Below are 19,439 nucleotides of genomic sequence, written 5' to 3' on the forward strand. Positions count from 1 at the left end.
TGCGCCAGGGAGATGGCGGCCGGGTCGACGGGAGGGATGATGGCCCAGGCGGCGGCTAATCATGCGGATGAGACGGCGCCGATCAATCACGTCATTCTGCTGACGGCGCGAAAGCCCCCCATACGGCCTCTCTTTGGGGCTGGTCTGGCACCGGACCGGCCCTGGCCTGCAACGGCTCCGCCGACCTTCTTCCCCTGACCGCAAGCGGTCATTCCTCGCGAGCCAACAAGCTCGGCTGCCGCCGTCCTTCGCTGATGCTGCGGTCCTGCGGATGCAGTCCGTCCAATCCGTCGCCTCTCGACCGCCATCGAGGCCGCATCGGGCGGCTTCGAACAACCTCAGGAGATACGACAATGGCTCAGATCGGCACCTTCACCCGCGACGAAACCGGCACCTATGCAGGGACCATCAAGACCCTCACCCTCAACGTCAAGGCATCCATCAAGCCCTGCGACCGCGACAACGATCGCGCCCCGGACTTCCGGGTCACAGCAACGGGTGTCGAGTTCGGAGCAGGCTGGAGCCGGACCGCCCGCGAAACGGGCGCCGAATACCTCTCGCTCAAGCTCGACGATCCGTCCTTCACGGCGCCCGTCTACGCCTCCCTCGTCCAGGGCGACAAGGGCGAGCACAAGCTCATCTGGTCTCGCTGACCAGAACCACGGCGCTCCGCTCAAAGCGGGGCGCCCTCATTCGATCACATAGCCCAGCGCGCGATAACCCAATCGTCGCTTTGCGGCCATCCGGGCCAGCACCGGAACGGTGCTGTCGACATAATCGACGACCAGGACGTCCCGCTTGCCATCATGCTGGCGATGCAGACGGCCGACATACTGCGCCAGAGTTCCCTTCCAGGCGATCGGCATGGTCAGGAACAACGTGTCGAGCCGGGCGTCATCGAAGCCTTCCCCGATATAGCGCCCTATCGCAAGTATCAGACGCTCATCATCGTCTGCGACATTCAACGCCGTGTTGGCTTGCTTGCGATCCTTCGCCGACATGCCACCGCGCAGCACCACCAGATTTTTCACGAACGGCGAGAACTTCTGCTGCAGATAATCGAGGTGATCCTTCCGCTCCGTAAGAAGGATGGGCGAACGTTTTGCCTCGAGGGATTTCAGCACGTCATCGAATATCAGGTCATTTCGGCCTTGGTCCTGCGCAAGGGCCGCATAGATCGCTGGCATTGACGGGCGCTCTGCCGAGACGAGCGACGCTGGCAACTCAAACTTCGTCGAACGGTCGCGGGCACGGTGGCGAATGCCACGCTCGGCAGCTTGAACTCTCGCATCGACCCGATGGCGAACGGGCCCGCATTGCATGAAGATAATCGGATGATGTCCGTCTTTTCGGGCGACCGTCGCTGACAGCCCGACGACATATCGCGCCTTCGATCTGCGAGCGACAAGTTCAAAACTTGCAGCGGACAGATGGTGGCACTCGTCGACAATCAGATGACCGTAATTGCCGACGATGTCATCGACCTCGCCATTCCTAACCAGGCTTTGGATCAGCGCTACATCAATGATCCCTGTCGGCTTCCTTTTCCCGCCACCGATAGTGCCGATCTGCTTTGGGTCGATGCTCAAGAAGGAACTCAGACGCTCAACCCACTGGGTGAGAAGCTCCCTGCGGTGAACAAGAACAAGCGTGTTGCGGCTTCGATGTGCAATGAGTGCAGCTGCGACAACTGTTTTGCCGAAGGCGGTCGTGGCGGCGAGCACGCCGTTATCGTCGACGACAAGAGCATCAAAGGCCCGCGATTGTGGCCGTCGCAGTTCCCCTAGGAACGAGACGCCGACGGGTAGCGCGTCTCCGTCCTCGCGGTGATCCTCCAGAATGGCCGTCGTGCCATGGCTCTTAATGAGCTCAATTGCTTCGTCGAAGCAGCCTCGTGGCAGCGCGACATGGCGTGGATGAAGCTCGGCACAGGAGATGATCCGCGGCTTGCCGAATGTCGGCAATCGCATTGCTTGCGCACGATAGAATTCCGGGTTCTGGAATGCTGCCAGGCGCACGAACTGCGCAATCAGCGCGGACGGAAGCTCGGTCCTATCAATGTAAACCTGATCAGCGATCACGACCTTGATGCTTTGCGGGATCGCAGCCTCAATTCGCCGCGGCTCGCTACGACGTGACGGCAACATCTTCCACGGCTCATCGGCATGTTCGTCATCGACTGGCATACGGACGCCCAAGACCCGCCCCGACAATTCGGCTTCGTCGGCAATCCTGAAGACTTCGTCCGCCGATAACCTGGGCAAAGACGACAGGTATGCCCACTGGTCATCGTAAGGTCGTAGGTCGCCATCGACAAAAACGCTGTTGCCATTTTCACGGGCTTTCCTTTGCAGAGGAAGCGCGATCAGATTGCCGAAGCCGCCAAGTGGCATCGTGTCCTGGTTGGGGAAGAAACGGTCGTAAGACGTGAAGCCGATCTCAGGACGGTTTTCCATCGTCTCCGTTATTAGCGCGGCACCAAGTTGTCGTGCGATCTTTGCGGGAACGGGTTCGGAGAAGAATATCCAGACATGGCCACCGTTTCCAGACCTCGACCGTTCGAGGGCAGCGGAAATTCCTTTTGCACGGCAAGTGGCCAGCAGAGCTCTGGTGTCGTCTACCCAGCTTTCCTTGTCGAAGTCAGCAGCAAGGAACCAGCATGTCTCGTCCTGCAGCAATGGATATACGCCGGCAACAAAGTCACTTGAACGGGCATCTCCGCCACGAAGGTGCTTTTCGATGATATCCTCGGAATATGGGATGAACGCCTGATGCGGGCAGTCCCCACATTTCACCTTCGGCTTGCCGCAGATTCCTTTCGCCCACTCATTAGAACAGGCCGGTGAATAGCCGGAGCGTCCGTCCTTCTTGTTGTTCCAGCCAACCGGAAAGACGTCGGGACGTCCGGCAAACAGCTGCCGGAACAACTGCACCTTTTCCACTGACGGTGAGCTGTTTGTCACAGGAGCATCTGCGAAGACCGGCTTATCTGCGTGGGCCTGGCTATCGGAAATCAGCTGCTGCTTAAATGCTTCCAGCTCACGCTCAAGCGCCATCTGCTCGTCACTCAGTTCGGCTAACCGCCGTCGAATGCGAGCAATGTTCTCCCAAGCATCATTCTTTTCCGCCAACTTTGCAGCTTTCGCCTAACTGATCGTGGGTATCAGCATAGGCCAAACGCGTCCCTATTTTAAGACGCACTATCCATCACCGCCTCCGGGATTATGCGGAGCAGGATCCGCCGAAATCATCGGCAAATACAGCCTTCAGCGACCGGCACTCCGCATAATCACCGTCTAAGCATAATCGACGCTGCCGGCGTAGACGCGGAACTGCGGGCCCTTGTCGGAGGGGTTTTCGACCCGGGCGATGCGGGCCTTGACGTTAAGGGCGAGCGTGCGGATGGAGCCGGTGAAGCCGTTTTCGGTGGAGGTGAATGTGCCGATGGTTGCCATTGTCGTATTCCTTTTCTCATGTTCGGGCCACGCCCATCGCGGCCTCGATGGCTGTCGCAAAGACCGGTGACGATCGGACCGCACCCAATAGGGCCGTAATGCAATGAAGGGCGGCAAGTCGCAAATTTGTTAGTCGGAGAGGAGGAGCCTAGCTGGGGTCCCCACTCGACTTGTCGAGTGGGGTAGGTTGGCTCCGGGGTAAGAAATTTGCGGAATGCCGTTGCGGGAAGACGATCGAGGCGCAGCCGGTCTCCGGTCAGACATGCCTCATCGAGCCCGCAGATGGGTTGCCGGAAACTCTAGCGTGAAGGGATATGGCAATGGTGTTCCGCCGCTCTCGCCTGGGCACGAATGGCATCTTGCGCCATCCCCCGCTTCGACCGTCGTTGCTGATTCAGTCGGGACACAAGTTCGTGCAAACATTGGCTCGCTTGCCCGATCTCCCAGTGAGATATCGTTGCATTCGCGAATCGCAGCCCGGAGGATCAATGCGCCAGCAGACCAAGCCGTTCATCGTCGAACGTAGACCGACCCGCAAACCCAAACCCGACGCTCAAAAACCGTCAATCTGGGGAAGGCTGGATGCTGACATCGCACAAGGTCTGAAGGACCAACGGAACATGGAACAGGGGGCCGCCACTGGTGGTGACGACCGCGCCTGAGCGTCAGGCGGCAGCCTTCACATCCGCTTCCGGCTGCAAGGAATGCAGGAAACTCACGGCGCGCTGCGCATGGGCTGCCGCCTGGAAGATCGCCCGCTTGTCGTTGGCCAGCACCGATAGCCACGACTGAAGATAGGACGCATGATCCGGCCGCGGCTCGAGCTCCGGCGCGATGCCGAGATCGGCGCAGAGAAAGCAGCTCCCGAGCTCGGCAATGAGTTCTTCGCGCGCGCGCTCCGTCCGGTCCTTCGCATAGCGCGATAGATCTCGTCCGACGCGATGTTCCGCCGCCGTCCAATGGGTCGCCTCATGGCTGAGGACAGCCGCGTGGCCGGCAGCATCGCGAAACGCTTCGAAGGGCGGCATCTGGATAAAGTCCATGACCGGTGAATAATAGGCCTGATTGCCACCGTGCCGGATCACGGCGCCGGTGTTGCGGAAGAAGAGATCGGCGCGCTCTATTCGCTCGACAGGATCCCGGATCTTGGCCGGCGGGGCATGATAGGTGTCGGGCAAACCGTCGATCTGCTCGATATTGAACACAGAATATGCCTTCAGGAACGGAATTTCCCGATCAACATCATTGCCGTTTCCGTCGGCTACCGACTTTGTGAAGCGGCTGGCAAAGACGACGGTCGAGCCCGTTTCGCCTTTCCGCACGGCCCCACCCAGCTCGAGCGCCTGTTTGAAGGTCATCCACATCGAGGAGGAGAAGCCCCGCGATACCTGCTCCGACCACAGGAGCAGCACGTTCATGCCGGAATAGGGCAGGCCGTTGTGGCGCATCGGTCGGCTGATGCGACTATGCGTGTTGGCGGCGCTCCATGGTTTCATCCAGGGGCGCACGCCCTGTTCGAGATCTTCAACGATCCGATCAGTGATCCGCGTGTAGATATCCGCACGGTCCGATTCCGATTTCTTTGTCATGAGTTCTTCTCCTTTTCCCAGGACCGCGCCTGTCGCGGTCCGTCACGGAGGTCCGAAGTCAGGGGCCGATGGCGCGGCCATGCACCGGAACGGCCGTAACAGCGTGGAGGACGGCAAAGCCGTTGCATGGGCGCCCGGCTCCTGCAGGACCGCCGAGCGGGACGGGCCGCAATAGGCGCGTCTTCAGCCTTTCTTCTCGAGATGGAAAAGGCCGGCGCCCACGAGCGCCAGCCTCGGAACATGAAGAAAGAGCGGGGTGCGACCCCGCCAATGTGTTATACGAAAGCGGCCAACTGAGCTTCGGCCGCTTTGCGGTCGAGCGATGCGCCCGGATTTTCGACCGGCCGGTCGAAAGGTTTCCAGGTCTCGCCGATGACCTGTTCGTAAGCCGCGACGGCGCCCTCGGCTGCCATGCGCAGCGCGTGCGATTGGACACCCATGTCGGCCGCGAACTCCCGCTTGCGCTGGGCAGCGCTGTCATAGCCGACCGGACCATCGAGATCCTCGTCGCGGGCATCGTTGGACGCCTTGGCCGTTGCGTCGCGCGCCTCTGTGACGGCGCGGGAGTAGAATTGCCCGGCGCCATGCGCGGATCCGACAAAGGCCCCGACGATGCGCTGGAGGTGGATCTGCATCGCCTTCTCGCCGAGGCCTTCGGACAGGCTTTCGGCGGTCTCGACGATCAGCCGCTCGTGAAGGCTGCGGATGCCATCGCTGTCGACGACTGCCGTGCCGAAGCTTGTCGCGATCTTGGACGCCTGGGTGGCGTCGGGGCAGGAGAGGCGGACCATTTCGAGGGTTGCGCCCTTACGGAGTTGCGACGACCTGGCGTTGGAGCGGTTGGGGGTAGAGGGCTTGGCCATGTCTGTTCCTTCCTTGGTTGCGAAGCGGTTCCGGCCCGTGCCGGTCTGCCCTTCGATGCGGACGACCAGGAACCGGCAAGGGACGGGCGGCTTCACAGGTTCGATCCGGCTGAGCCAGCAGGGCAGGGTTGCGGGCCAGCAGGTCTTGACCTGAGCAGACCTCGCGAGCCTGCCCTCGCGCAGAGAGGCTGGATCGGCCGCCCCGCGGCGCGACAGCGGCCTTGAAACGACCGGCCGCCGGTTCAGACCGCAGCGAACAAGAAGGGCAGTCCGGCACGGGTCCGATATCAATCCCAAGGCAAGCGATAGACATGGCCAAGCCCCCAATGACGATGACGTCGAAGCCGGGTAAGGACATCGCCTGGTCCTTTCGCCTCGGGTCTTCCTATATCGCCGGATGCCGCACAGGCTCGCAGTCGCGATGCTGGAACGCCCCGATGACTTGCTCCTGCATCGCCAGCGTGCAGACGAGCGTGTCGAGTTCGCCCCAGCGCTCGAAGGCAAAGCGGTCCGCAAGCTCATGGTAGTGGGGACGGGGACTGGACCGGCGCCGCACGCGGCTCCGGACCTTCACCGTGGTCGCCTGTCTTCCGGCGCGCGCCGCAATCTGACGGGTCAGACAATCGAGATGCCGCTGGGTCTCGCGCCGGGCGCCGATTGCTTTCGCCAGCGGCCTCAAGAGGCGGATGTCGATCATGACCCATCCCCCCGGTTTCGCCAGCCAATGAAGGAGGAGGGGCCATCATATTCAGGGTGGCGAGCGAGATCGATGACGAAGCCGAACCGCCCCCGCCCCGCATATTCGTCGCTTGCCACCAGAAAACGGCGTTCTTCACCACCGCGGATATGGCCTCCGCCGATCTTCGCCACGACCTCCGTCATGCCGGGGCGCTGATCGGACAAGATTGCCGACATAGCGATGTAGTCCGCCGCATGGCGTTGACCGAACGCCCGGCGATCCCTGGCCCAGCTCTCACCCTCGGCAAGCGGGCAACCGCGGATCGTCTCCCAGACGTCGGGCCAGGTATTGCGGAAGGTCTTTTCTGCCATCGACCGCTCGTAGGCGGTGAACAGGTCCGGGAAACTGATCGCGACGATCGCCCATTCGCAGTCTTCCTCGTACCAGGGCATATCCTTCCGCAGCAGCGGATGGACCTTGGCATTGCGCTCTGTCGACAGATGGAAGCCGCCATGCCCTGATGTCATGTGGGCGACGACGCCCACTGCGTACACGACCGCCATCTGCGATCCGCCCCATGGTGTGCTTACCGACATGCGGGTTTGCGCGCGGTGCAGCTTGGCCACATCGCGTTTGTGATCAGCAGTCTCGGCAACGCGCGCCCGGAACTCGGCCTCATCGGCAACCCGGCCGTCATGCCCGATGAATTCTGCCCGCGTCAGATCGGCGAGTGGCCGACGGATCGCACCGGCGCTTGCAACAAAAGCAAAGCCGCTGGGTGATGTGACCATGGCAAGGACCAGGTCACCGATGCGGGCCAGGGGCAGGCCGTCTGCGCTGGTGGCAAACTCCACCCCCGAAAGATCGGGGGTGGAGTTTGCAATGTTCGACTGGAGGGCGGCGGTCATGCTGCATCCCTCAGATCGACATCTTCATCATAATCATCATGACCGGGCAAATCCGCATCCTGCGGCTCGCCACCGACCGCATCGTCGGTATCGTGTTCTGGCTGATCTACTGATAGGTCATCGAGATCGCTGTCGCCGTGATTTTGGGACCCCGCGTCAATGACATCCGTGGCGGCGCCTGCCCGGATCCAGTCCAGCAGTTCGTCAGCCGGCGGCGCGAAGCGGGCCGACGCATGCACGAAGTGCTTAGTTGCGAAATGCTCGACGAGCGCTGTACGCGTCTCGCGGACCTTCGGGCGCGGCTGGACCGATGCCTCAGCGCAAGAGGCTTCCAGTGCCTGCCGCGACAGGCACATGAGGAATTCTTCAGAGCCCATGTTTGGCAGGAACGCGTCGGCGCCGATCGCCTCGCCGGCGATGCGCGCGACCATGCCGCTGTTCGACATTCCCCGCCTGCACGAGAGGACGTCGATCAGCACCGAGCGGGCGGCGACCCGAAGCGTGTCCTGATCGAAGGCGAGCTTGCCATGCTCGTCAAACAGTCCGACGGCATGACGCGAGAAGCGCTTGCCGCCGTAGAAGGTGCCATCTGCGCCGGAGTCGATGCGGACATTCTGGCCGGCGAACGCCAGGACCATCAGCGCCACCAGCATATCATCCTCGATCGGCGCGCGACCGAGCGCATCGTGCAGGGCATCAGTGCGGAAATCGCCGATCATGTCGTGGCCCTTCTGCGTGACGTCGGGCCGGGCTTTCGGCGTGGCGACTGCGTCGGTGTCATCGCCGCCAGTGACCGATCCGTCGCCAACAGCACCCTTCGGCTTCGCCGCCTCGGGCATGCGGTAGTGCACCGTCTGGACCTTGCCGTCACGATCGAGGTAGAGCGCCGTAAGGTCGGACTTGGACGGCTTGCCGTAAACTTGGGATCCCTTCTTCGGCAGTTCCGGCTGGCCCCAGCTGTTGACCTCGACGATCGCGCCGCGCTTCGGCAGGTTGCTCGTCATCCATTCGTGCTGGGCGCCAAGAAAACCTTCGACATTGGTGGTGTAGCGACCGTCCTCGTCGGCCGGTGCGAAGAGATCCTCCACCCATTCGATGCCGTAGGCCTGAGCCAGATCGTCACCGAAGCTCGCGTCCCTGGCATACATGCGCTTTTTCGTCAGCGCATTGGCGATCTGCCACCAGGCAGCGGTGTCACCCTTCTTGGGGCGGTTAGCCTTCCAGACCTCCTTCTGGTCGACCTGGCCCGCCGCCGCGATCACCCGCAACTGCTGCTCGGACGGCATGTCACCCAGCGCCATCTGCTCCAGCATAGCTGGCAGCACATTGGCAAGCAGGCGCAGCTTACGGATCTGGCGGACAGGAAGAGCGAGAGCGACGGCGATCGCTTCCTCGGTCCAGCCGAGAGCAACAAGGCGTTCAATACCTCGCCATTGGTCTACCGGATTGAGCGCTTCACGGACGCTGTTCTCGACCATGGAACGCATCGCGCCATTGTCGTTGGCTGCATCAACGACGAGTATTTCGATTTCTTCGAGACCGGCCGCGATGGCGAGACGCACCCGACGATGCCCGGCGTCAATGATATAACCATTTCCGCCATCCGTTTCCGGAGCGACCACCGGCGGCTGAACGATGCCGACGGCCTTGATCGTCGCCAGCATCAGCGCATCGGCCTGCGGCGACGACTTCGACTGGCGCATTCGGTCGGGGTTTTCCTTCAAAGCGCGCGGGTCAACCTTGATGATCTGCATGGGATTTGTCCTTGTCTAGAGGGTTCCGGACCGGCGCCATGCCAGCCCTTCCTGTCTTCATTTTTCTCGAAGACACCTCCCGGACCGCCGAACGGCCGGACTGACGCAACTGCGGCCGAGCATCCCTGCTGCGAAGGACGAGCGGGGCTGACAGCCCTGCGAAGAACGAGTAGCCGGGATGGCGCAGGCGGCGGTTGAGCGCACGCGTCGGCAGGAGGACCGATCTGCGACCGGTTCTTTCCCTCCTCCTTCTGTTCCATTTTTCCATTAGAAGAGCGGTCCACGTACGCCGAGGCGCGAACGACATGAAAAACCTCGACCGGAAACCGAAACGCAAAAGGGCGCTCGACCCGCGAGGGGAGCGCCCTTTTTCTGATCCCGGACGACATCAAAAGCCACAGCGATTGCGGCGGCAGGACATCATCTGAACGGGAAGTGATGCTCAGATATTGTTGATGGCAGGAAAATTCAAGTCGCGACCGTGAACACTCGCTGATAAATGTCGCCGTCGTCCAAGAGTGCCAGTCGAGGAAAGATGCATACAGATCCTGCAACCCGGAGGGCCATCGCACAACGCGCCATCGATCGCGCGAGGTCCCGTGGTACGCCGATCGACGAGGACCCAATCTTTATGGCTCTGCTGGATGCATGGATCAGTGGCGACATCGACATGTGTACGATGCGCGAGCGCTATCTCGACAGTTTTTCTCGCAAGGAAGAACAGCACCGTGGTCGTCAGCCTGGCCAGAATGAGATATCTCTGGATGATAATGTGCAAGAAAAAAGGGCCGACGGAGTAACCCGCGGCCCATAAAGTGTGGAGATCTTTGACCTCCAGAGGGGAACAGCTGCGGCGGCGGAACTGGGAGGAGACCGCCATATGCATCAGCTGTAGGCTTTATGCCTGATTTTTGACCAATCGGAAAACATTTATCGTGCAATGCAGCTATGCGGCCAGTGCGTTGGTCTCATTGCCGAGGTCAGCCGCCAGCTGCGTTTCGATGTCACGTAGTTCACGCCTTTTCCGTTTCAGGTCGTCAGCGAACGCAAACGCTCCTCCGTCTCGCGAACGGTATGAGGCCAGCCGGCACTCGGCCTCTTCCAACCGCCGGCGATACTGAAGCTGTTCCTGCTCGAAGCCGTCGAGTCCGTGCTCCAGCCGTGAGATGGCGCCGAGCGGAGTCACCGTGATCGCCAGGTCGATCTCGTAATCGGCTCCGGTGCGTTGGAGCAGCGTCTCGTAGCGATAGCTGCCACCCTTGCCGAACCTCTCACCCTCATAGACGAGATCGAAGCCGCCGATCGTGGCAAGATGCACATCGCCCTCATGCTGAAGCTGTAGAAGCGTGAGGATTTCCTTCATCAGCGCGCGACCGGCCTCCTTGCGCTCGGCATGTTCTTTACCGAGCACCGTCATAGTGAAGGCATCGCCTGTGGTCGACTGTAGCCGCGCGATGTCCTGGCCGATTTCCTCAATCCGCCGGGTCGAGAGCTCGATTTCGCGCTCTGCATCACGCATCTGCCGGCGAACGGCGTATTGATCGTCCTCGTGGGCGGCCCGCAGCCGTTCGAGCCGTGCGATATCGGCTTCCAGGCCTGCCTTCTGCATCAACCGTTCATCGCCGGATGCGATCGCCTTCGCCATGGCGAACTGGTTGGCCGCCCCTTCACCAACATCCTCCAGTCGCCTGATCGAGGTGTCGCCAGACAGGGCCGCGGCAATGAACCGGGCTTTGCGCTCATTGTTCTGCCACATGCTGGCATCCAACGAGCCTTCCGTCGCATAGGCGAAGATATCGACCTCGTCGTGCTGGTTGCCCTGGCGAACGATCCGGCCTTCCCGTTGCTCGATCTGCGACGGCAGCCAAGGCACATCCAGGTGATGGAGCGCCTTCAACCGAAGCTGGGCGTTGACGCCCGTGCCCATAGTTTCCGACGAGCCGATCAGGAAACGAACCTTGCCGGCCCTGACATCGCCGAACAGTCGCTGCTTGGCCTCGGTCTTCTTGAAGTCCTGCATGAAGGCGATTTGCGGGGCGGGCACGCCGAGCCGGACCAGCTCGTCGCGGATAAAACGATAGGCCGAGAAGCCGCGGGACTTCTCGACATTGATCGTGCCGAGATCGGAGAAGATCATCTGCGCAGCCCCTGGTAGATCGAAGTCTTTGCCGTCGGGGCGTCGATAGATCGCCTCGCCGGTATCCTTCCAGATCCCGTAGGCATTGCGGACGAGCAGATTGAGCTTGTTGTTCTCCTCGTTGTCGGTCGCCGGCATGACGAAGCGCAGGTCGATCGCCGCATGGCGCCCATCAGTGATGACGGACAACAGAATGTCGTCGCCCGACTTGGCGGGCCCCTCGCGCTGCTCGATCGCCTTGATCCTGCTGCCGAGGGTCTGCTGATAGGTCTTGAACAGCGCCGTCGGCTTGGCCGTCATGATCTGCCGCCGGCCGGTCGAGATGTTGGGCACCTTCACGTATTGCCGCAGGTCATTCGGCATCACCACATCGGCAAACGAGCGGAACATGGCGATCAGCTCGGGCACGTTGACGAAGGAAGCAAAGCGGCTGACCGGCTTGTATTTTCCCGATGGCTGGATTTCGAGTTCGGTGGTCGTGTCGCCGAAGCAGGAGGCCCAGGCGTCGAACTCGTGCAATCCGCGCTCAGAAAGTGCCGCATGACCGAGCAGGCGCTGGATGGAGAACATCTCGCCAAGCGTATTGGTGATCGGCGTGCCGGAGGCAAGCACGAGCGCGCGGCCTGGGTTCCGAGTCTCGATGTAGCGCGATTTGACATAGAGATCCCAAGCGCGCTGCGAGCCATTCGGATCGATGCCCTTCAGCGTCGACATATTGGTGGCGAAGGAGAGCTTGCGGAATTCCTGCGCCTCGTCGACGACGATCTGATCGACGCCGATCTCGGAGATGGTCAGAAGGTCGTCCTTGCGGGTCGCCAAGCCTTCGAGCCGCTCCTGAAGACCTTCCTTCAGCCGCTCGAGGCGCTTGCGCGAAACGCGGTCCTCGCTGTCGACCTTGGCCATCAGGTCTTCGTAGAGCTGCAACTCGTCCTGGATCATCTCCTGTTCGAAGGCAGAGGGTACCGCGATGAAGCGGAACGCCGAATGCGTGATGATGATCGCATCCCACGTTGCAGTCGCCGCACGCGACAGAAACCGGGCGCGCTTGTCCTTGGTGAAATTGGTCTCGTCAGCGACGAGAATGCGGGCATTCGGATAGAGGCTTAAGAACTCGCGCGCCGCCTGCGCCAGGCAATGGCCAGGCACGACCAGCATGGCCTTGGCGATCAGTCCAAGCCGGCGCTGCTCCATGATGGCCGCCGCCATCGTCATCGTCTTGCCGGCGCCGACGGCGTGAGCGAGATAGGTCGAGCCATCGGCAATGATCCGCCAGATGCCGCGTTTCTGGTGCCCATAAAGAACAAAGGCGCCAGAGGCGCCGGGAAGTTTCAGATGAGAGCCGTCGAATATGCGCGGCGCGATGTTGTTGAAACGGTCATTGTAGTCGCGGGCCAGCCGGTCGGTTCGATCCGGATCGGTCCAGACCCAGTCCTGGAATGCCTGCTTGATCCTTTGGAGCTTGTCGCGCGCGGCTTCGGTATCGACAACATTGAGCACCCGGCGTTCGCCATCGGCATCCTTGAAGACGTCGAAAATCTGCGGGACTCGACTGTTGAGCGCATCGGCAAGCAGCTCGCCGGCATGCCGGCGGCTGGTGCCCCATTCGGATGTGCCAGCGGCGCTATAGCCGAGCTGACGAGCCTCGACTGTCCATGAACCAAGCTCCGGCATATGATGGATGCGGATATCTGCGTCCATCTTTTGCCTGACGAAGGCGACGACATCGGCGGCCGGGATCCAAGGTGCGCCGAGACGGGCGGTAATGTCGGAGGGGCGCAAGTCTGCCGGCTGAACGACTGCCAAGGCGCGCACGTTGCGCTCATACGTCGGATCGAGCTCGGCTGCGGCCTGCGCGGCAGCGAGCTTTGTGCGGACGGCCCCTGAGAGATATCCGTCTGCCGTCTTCCACGATCCATCGGCCGGATCACGGAAGATGGCGTCACCCAGTTCGTCGACCACAGCCACAGGATCGCTGTGCAGCAGCTCAGCGACATGGTCGATATCGACGTGGCCTCGTTCATTCAGAACGACGGCGAGCGCATCTGCAGGAGACGTGATCGTCGGCGCCGCGGGCGGAGCAATCACGCGTTCGGAAAAAATCGCACCGGGCTTCGCGGTGTCGGTCTCCAGATCGTAATCTTCGATTGAGGCCACAAGCCAGCAATCCGGGTCGTCGCGGAAGGGAGCCAGGTTCGGCTGGCGGTGGGTCTCCTTGACCTCACCGGTCCCGGCATCTTCCTGGATCAAGACTGTTGTGTGGTTGATCGGCCCGAAATCGCGCACAAAGCTCGACCAGGCGATGCGCAATCGCACCTGGAGATCGCGCCATGGCCGATCGGTTTCCTGCGCCTTCAGGACCTCGCGCACTGCATCGCGGATCGGGATCAGCTTTGAGACGATCCGGACGTACTTTTCCGGGACCCCATCGCCTGAGCGCCCCTTACGGACGGTGACCGGCACGGTGGATCCGTCGAGCATCTGCATCAGACCCTTTGACCGGTCGAGGAAGAAGCTGCCCTCGCGAACAGTCCCGCACTTCGGCTGCAGATCGACGATTTCGCCGAGTTCTTCCTCCAGATCAATATCGATCGGTGTCGGTTCGCCGTCATAGAGATCGGCCGGCAGAAGCTCGATGGCAGTGGCAATGGCGGCTTCGAGATCCTCTCCATCGCGTGGGCGGCATGTGTAGGTCTCGCCGAACGGGCCGGAGGTCAGGGCGTGTGTGCCGAGCACGAGGTCCGGATGCCGACCAAACCAGCGATTGACCCTGATGGCGCCTTCGTCGTCGGTGGCCGGCGTGATCTCATCGACATCGAGCCACAGCTGATTTCCCTCCGGCTCTCCGGGCTTGCGCTTGCGGAAGAAGAGGATGTCGACGACGACGTCCGTGCCGGCGTCGCGACGGAAGCTGCCCTCGGGCAGGCGGATTGCTGCGATCAGGTCGGCGGATTTCGCAATATGCTCCCGTGCCGTGGTATCGGCCTTGTCCATGGTGCCATGCGATGTGACGAAGGCGGCGAGCGCGCCGGGCTTCAGCAGGTCAATCGACCGGGCGATGAAATAGTCGTGCAAACGAAGGCCAAGCGATCGGTAAACGCGGTCCGAGCGGACGGTGCGATCAGAGAAGGGCGGATTGCCGATGGCGAGATCGTAGATCGGAGCCAGATCCGTACGGGCAAAGTCGCCATTTATGATCCGCGCCTTCGGCTGAAGCAGGCGGGCGATGCGAGCGGTGACCGGATCGAGCTCGATCCCGGTAACATAGGCGGCGTCACGATAGGGCTCTGGCATCAGGGCAGGGAAGAGCCCCGTGCCGATGCCAGGTTCCAGCACCCGGCCGCCGCGCCAGCCCAGTTTTTGGACCCCAGCCCAAATTGCCCTGATGATGAATTCCGGCGTGAAATGCGCATACTGGGTGCAGCGGGCAAGCGACGCGTAGTCGCACTCGGAAACCGAGGTCTCCAGCAAAGAACCAATATCGTCCCAGCCCTGGCGGAAATCGACCTCGCCCGGCCGACGGAACATGCCATTGGCCAGTTCGCCGGCGCCGAAGCCGGTGAAACGGATCAACTGCGCCTGTTCTTTTGGCGTCGCCGGCCGGTCCTGCTTGGCAATGCCGTCGGCGATGAGGATCGCGGCGACATTGGCGCGGGCGCGATCTTTCCAGGAGGACGCCAGCTTGCGGTCGCCGTCCAGATAGAAGTTTGCCCGAAGCCTTGCGCGCCGGACGGGCGTGGTAGCGACGGGGACGGCAGGAGCAGGTGCTGGCGGCAGGGGATCCGGATCGTCATCATTGGCGGCATTAGACGAAAACCCGCCGAACGCTGTCACACCAAGTCCGAGGCCGGCGACAAGCACATTCGAGCCGAACATGTCGAGCGTGAAGGGATCGTTGCTCATGGGAAAGCTCCTTGAAATGAGGGCGAGCGCCATCGCTCGGCCACGGAGAAGGCCGCTTAGGGCGCGAAATTTGCGAATGATGATCTGGCTCAGGCGGCCAGGGCTGAGGGGAAGTGGCGTAGATGCACCGGCAGCTTGGCCGCGATCTCGTCGTCAGACAGGGTGTCGAGCAACTTCAGGAACGTGCCTTCACTGCCACCGTAGAGCATCACCGTGCGATGTCCTTGCATCTGCTTCGGCCAGCGGTCGCCGGCATAGCCACGATAGTCGTCGGTCGTCGTGCTCCAGATGTGCTCAAGCCGTTCTTCGCGGCTCATCGCCCGGACTGGTCGGGTTTCGCGGTCAACGATTGCGGTCCGCATCGCCTCCACAGAGTTCGGGTCCGAGAGGTCGCAGTAGGTGTGAAAGTAACGGACCGCTTCGTCGATCCGGATCGCGTAAAATACCGAGGTCACCGACCCGGTCATGAACTCACGCATCGCAAAGATCGGCCCGCGCATCCAGAGCGGCGGCAGGATATCGAGCATATAGGAGTAGGAGGTTTCATCGATCTCGAACCATTCGCCGGCATAGACGGCAGACTGGTCGCCATCAAAGCGGTCCGGGCGCATCGCGTGCCTGTCGAACATCCGGAACATGTCGGCGCGCTTGGCCGCTCCTTGAAAGATTTTGCGGGGAGGGGCTATAGAGGTCATCAGCTTGATCCTTTTCGGGGTTTTGGACCGAAGGCAGCACAAGTCGTTTCAACCTTGCCATTCTCTTCAGTCCTTCATGACCCCTTCCACGCTGCCGGCCTCGTGTCCGGCCGGGTCAAGGGCCGGCGCATGCCGGGCGAAGCCTCCCTTGATGCGGCCGGCGCGCATGCGGCAGGCCCCGTTATTCCCTGCGGTTTTCCTTTCCCGTTTTTCACTTTCCCTGTTTTGGAGAACCTCGTTCCAATCCTCCGCCGGCGGACGGAGCCGCTGCCAGTCGCAGCCGGACGCCTCGGCGAGCGCGCGCAGTCGCTCGGCGTACACATCACCCTGAGAATTGGCATCGGTCGCGGCCACCAGTGTCAGTCCCGGCCGCACAGCAAGTTCGGCAAGCGCCGCGTCTGTCGCCGGAGACCACCCGCCGCCAGTGCTGAGATAGAGAGTTTGCTCGCGCGAGCCCTCGAGCGCTGCGAGGCTCATCGCGTCGATCGCGGCCTCGGTAACGCAGAGACGAGAGGCATCGCTTGGTCCAAAACGGAAAAGAACCTTAGAGCCCCCGGTGGCGAAGCCACGCCAGTCGGTACCGCGCTCTTCCCAGCCGACGACGCGTCCCTCGCTATCGACATGGGCCGCCCACATACTGCCGAAGGGCCCTTCCCGAAGGACACCCGCTCGAATGGCCTGCCGGGCGATGGCCGTCGGGATCCAGCGCTCCCAGCACAGATAGCGCCAGGCACCGGATCCGGGCGAAGGCGAGCGCCGGCTGCGCCAACGGTCGCCAATGTCTTTTACTGGCACTGAAGACCGCGAGGACTTCCATTCCGACCGGGAGAGTTGATACCCGACAATTGACGCGACCGCTTCCGTTGCGGACGGGAATGAAATTCCTTCCAGGAACATGGCAAGTCCAAAGACATCGCCTTTCTCATCGCTGAGCGGATCGAACCAGCCGCGTCCGTCATGCGTGACAATGACGATGTTGCCGCCACGCCGGTATTTGACGGCGCGTCGCGTGCTTTCCTTAATATCGATGTCGTAACCGGCCTGCTCCAGTACGGCTTCGCAACTCACCTTGGCGCGCAGCGCCTCCAACTCTTCTCTCTTCATTGTTTTCCGATCACTTGTCGATCGCCCTTCTTTTCCAATCCGCATACCTGCGGCCATCCTCGTTTCCGCCGCGAAGAATGGAGGGGGCAAGGGCGCGGCAATCAAGGTGCAGATTTGCACCGGCCGCGGCGGAGCTTCCCTTGCGGCCGACAGGTCGCCAGCGGCAGGGACATGCGGGTCTCAATGAGACCCGCGGGGGAAATATTCGTGCTTATGCTCACCTCCGCATAAGCATGAATATGCGCCGTGGTGACTTATGGTCACCTCATGCTCAAACGCCCTGCCTGGCAGGGCATTTCCGCTTTTCAACTGCACATAATCGGCTCGCTGAGCCGCGCTCCTCAGCGTCGGGCAGAGAAACGGAGGCAACCTGGCAATTGCAACTCTGAACAGAACAGGAGAACGCAATTGCCGACCCCACTACACCTCCGTCTTCGAACCGAAGACCCCGGAAACATTTTGTCGCCGCTCGCCCGGATGGTCCAAGACCATTGTGAGCGCCGTGATTATGAGGCCGCGCGCCGGCGCCAGTACACCGCCGTCGTGCTCCACTTTGGCTATTGGCTGGCCGACCGTGATGTCGCCATGGACAGTTTTAGCACCGATCACATTGAGGCGTTCCTTGCTGAGCACCAGAACGGCTGCTCCTGCTTCTGGAAGATGCGCACGGGGGTGAAGGCGATGCGATACGCTTTGAACCTTGCGGTGAAAATGAGGGCGCTGCGCCTGATCCCACCCACGAACCTATCGGCGATTGATCGCGAAGTCCTGGCATTCGACGCCATGGTCGCCGAAGTTTGGGGTTTGTCCGAGGCTTCACGCCGCAAGCATAGCAATATCGTCCGGCGCCTTCTCGTTGGAAGTGTAAGAGACGGCCGTGTCGATATGGCCGACCTGACCCCCTTGCACATCCGACAGTTTGTGCTCGGCGGGAACAGATGGAAGCCTGCCACCATTCGTAGCTATGCGGGCTCGGTCAGATGCTATCTACGATATCGAACGCTGGTGGGCGATGACGTTCGTCGCTTGAAGAGAGCCATACCAGCGCCGGCGATGAGAAGCCCGACCAAACTTCAAACAGGCTTCAGCCCTGCGGAGCTGGAGCAATTGTTGGAGGTCTCGGCGGAAATCGGCCAAACCCGAAAAAGAGTTCATGCCATCGTAAGGTGTTTGGCCGACCTGGGAATGCGGTCAATCGAGATAACTCGCCTGACGCTCGATGACATCGACTGGGAGAAAGGGCTGATCCAGGTGCCCTCCACCAAGTCACGCCGGTCCGATCCTATGCCGCTCCCATTCGCGACCGGTGAAGCGATCGCCGACTATATCGTCCACGAGAGGCAAGCCACGCAACACAGGGAAGTCTTCGTCCGGCATGTAGCGCCTATCGGAGAGCCGATCACCCCGCGCGCGGTGCAGCGATCGGTGTATGCGGTTTACGAGCGGTTGGGCTGGGACTGTACCAGAATCCATATCTTCCGCCACACGATTGCGAGCCGCCTGGTCAACGGCGCCGTGCCGATGAAGCAGGTTGCGGACGTGATGCGGCACAGGAGCGTGGTGACAACGGCGGGCTATGCTCGCGTGGATCAAAACAGGCTGGCGGCCGTGGCCCTGCCGTGGCCGGGAGCGCGGGCATGACTGGATCAACAACGATGCTGTCTCGCGCCGAGACCTACCTTGCTTACCGCTGAAACCTTGGCTTCAAGCTGAAAACTGCGGGGAGGCAGATCATCTCCTTTGCCCGGTATGCCGACGACAGAGGACACGAAGGCACCCTCTCTCCCGATATCGCGCTCCGCTGGGCAAAGGCCAACGCGACTATTGCCGACCCCTTCACCTGGGCAAAACGCCTGGAGGTGTTGAGGCCATTCGCCACCTTTCTCGCGGCAGAGTACGGCGAAACCACTTTCCCAGCCACCAACCCCTTCGGTCGCACGAAACGTCGGCTTGCCCCGCATATCTTTACTATCGAAGAGATCACGGCCATCATCGCCGAGGCGCATCATATTCGCCGTGTTCAGGCCGCCGGGACGCTCATGATGCCCGCCCTGGTCGGGCTGCTGGCTGCGACCGGCCTGCGGATATCAGAAGCGCTCAGTCTCCAGCTCCGCGATCTGGATCTTGAAGCGGCGCAGATTTTAGTCCGGGAAGCGAAATATGGACGTCAGCGCCTTGTCGCCCTCCACCCGACCTCGGTTGCCGCGCTCGAAAATTTTCTTGATCGACGAAACGCGATATTCCCATCCAGCCCGACCGATCCGGTCTTCTTGAGCGAACTGTCCGGCAAGATGCTGACCTACATGAACGCCTGATATGCCTGGTTCCGGATTACCCAGAGATTGGGGATCCGGC

Annotated in this window: 15 protein-coding genes and 1 pseudogene; 6 read left to right on the forward strand and 10 right to left on the reverse strand. The window is 61.5% G+C overall.

Translation table 11 applies throughout. The features are described 5' to 3' along the window. Together AKG12_RS30925 and AKG12_RS26110 are read left to right on the forward strand one after the other, a co-directional pair. The coding region (locus AKG12_RS30925; protein ID WP_047525792.1) for a hypothetical protein at nt 1-198 on the forward strand (198 nt) is incomplete at its 5' end. A 155-nt stretch (nt 199-353) separates the two neighbouring features. Beyond that, a complete protein-coding gene (locus AKG12_RS26110) occupies nt 354-653 on the forward strand; it encodes a DUF736 domain-containing protein (protein WP_046797789.1) in 300 nt (99 codons plus the stop codon). Nucleotides 654-689: 36 nt separating this feature from the next. Here the strand turns inward: AKG12_RS26110 and AKG12_RS26115 are convergent, their stop codons facing one another. After that, a complete protein-coding gene (locus AKG12_RS26115; RefSeq protein ID WP_046797627.1) occupies nt 690-3,131 on the reverse strand; it encodes a TOTE conflict system archaeo-eukaryotic primase domain-containing protein in 2,442 nt (813 codons plus the stop codon). A 174-nt stretch (nt 3,132-3,305) separates the two neighbouring features. Next, a pseudogene (locus AKG12_RS26120) lies at nt 3,306-3,455 on the reverse strand (DUF736 family protein); the annotation flags it as partial. Nucleotides 3,456-3,943: 488 nt separating this feature from the next. Here AKG12_RS26120 and AKG12_RS30835 point away from each other — a divergent pair. Continuing rightward, the gene (locus tag AKG12_RS30835; protein WP_170253620.1) at nt 3,944-4,117 is read left to right on the forward strand and encodes a hypothetical protein; all 174 of its coding nucleotides are present in this window, start codon (nt 3,944-3,946) and stop codon (nt 4,115-4,117) included. A 3-nt stretch (nt 4,118-4,120) separates the two neighbouring features. On the opposite strand, the gene AKG12_RS26125 is transcribed toward AKG12_RS30835, so the two are convergent. From AKG12_RS26125 to AKG12_RS26145, 5 genes are all read right to left on the reverse strand, one after another. Next, a complete protein-coding gene (locus AKG12_RS26125; RefSeq protein ID WP_046797628.1) occupies nt 4,121-5,044 on the reverse strand; it encodes an ArdC family protein in 924 nt (307 codons plus the stop codon). A 275-nt stretch (nt 5,045-5,319) separates the two neighbouring features. Next, entirely contained in the window at nt 5,320-5,907 is a 588-nt protein-coding gene (locus AKG12_RS26130) for a hypothetical protein (RefSeq protein ID WP_046797649.1), read from the reverse strand. A 385-nt stretch (nt 5,908-6,292) separates the two neighbouring features. Beyond that, nucleotides 6,293-6,604, reverse strand: coding sequence for a hypothetical protein (locus AKG12_RS26135; RefSeq protein ID WP_046797629.1), 312 nt, complete (start codon nt 6,602-6,604; stop codon nt 6,293-6,295). After that, nucleotides 6,601-7,494 carry a DUF7007 domain-containing protein gene (locus AKG12_RS26140; RefSeq protein WP_046797630.1) on the reverse strand — a complete coding sequence of 298 codons (894 nt, stop codon included), beginning with the start codon at nt 7,492-7,494 and terminating at the stop codon, nt 6,601-6,603. Before AKG12_RS26140 ends, AKG12_RS26135 begins: the two co-directional genes overlap by 4 nt. Beyond that, nucleotides 7,491-9,248, reverse strand: a complete 1,758-nt coding sequence (locus AKG12_RS26145) for a ParB/RepB/Spo0J family partition protein (protein ID WP_046797631.1) — start codon at nt 9,246-9,248, stop codon at nt 7,491-7,493. Before AKG12_RS26145 ends, AKG12_RS26140 begins: the two co-directional genes overlap by 4 nt. Before the next feature lie 631 nt (nt 9,249-9,879). Here AKG12_RS26145 and AKG12_RS26150 point away from each other — a divergent pair. Continuing rightward, nucleotides 9,880-10,062 carry a hypothetical protein gene (locus tag AKG12_RS26150; RefSeq protein WP_170986376.1) on the forward strand — a complete coding sequence of 61 codons (183 nt, stop codon included), beginning with the start codon at nt 9,880-9,882 and terminating at the stop codon, nt 10,060-10,062. 132 nt (nt 10,063-10,194) lie between these two features. On the opposite strand, the gene AKG12_RS26155 is transcribed toward AKG12_RS26150, so the two are convergent. From AKG12_RS26155 to AKG12_RS26165, 3 genes are all read right to left on the reverse strand, one after another. Beyond that, on the reverse strand, nt 10,195-15,285 hold the full coding sequence (locus tag AKG12_RS26155; protein WP_046797633.1) for a helicase-like domain-containing protein: 5,091 nt from the start codon (nt 15,283-15,285) through the stop codon (nt 10,195-10,197). Nucleotides 15,286-15,374: 89 nt separating this feature from the next. Then, nucleotides 15,375-15,980, reverse strand: a complete 606-nt coding sequence (locus tag AKG12_RS26160) for a DUF1419 domain-containing protein (protein ID WP_046797634.1) — start codon at nt 15,978-15,980, stop codon at nt 15,375-15,377. A gap of 66 nt (nt 15,981-16,046) precedes the next feature. After that, nucleotides 16,047-17,141, reverse strand: coding sequence for a DUF3991 and toprim domain-containing protein (locus AKG12_RS26165; RefSeq protein WP_245282234.1), 1,095 nt, complete (start codon nt 17,139-17,141; stop codon nt 16,047-16,049). A gap of 402 nt (nt 17,142-17,543) precedes the next feature. Here AKG12_RS26165 and AKG12_RS26170 point away from each other — a divergent pair, with 402 nt between their 5' ends. Further along, a complete protein-coding gene (locus AKG12_RS26170) occupies nt 17,544-18,725 on the forward strand; it encodes a tyrosine-type recombinase/integrase (RefSeq protein WP_170986378.1) in 1,182 nt (393 codons plus the stop codon). A 221-nt stretch (nt 18,726-18,946) separates the two neighbouring features. Beyond that, complete coding sequence (locus AKG12_RS26175; protein WP_052760556.1) at nt 18,947-19,399, forward strand: tyrosine-type recombinase/integrase; 453 nt, start codon at nt 18,947-18,949, stop codon at nt 19,397-19,399. Nucleotides 19,400-19,439: the final 40 nt, after the last annotated feature.

Source organism: Agrobacterium sp. SUL3 (assembly GCF_001263295.1).
GTDB classification, from domain to species: domain Bacteria; phylum Pseudomonadota; class Alphaproteobacteria; order Rhizobiales; family Rhizobiaceae; genus Agrobacterium; species Agrobacterium tomkonis.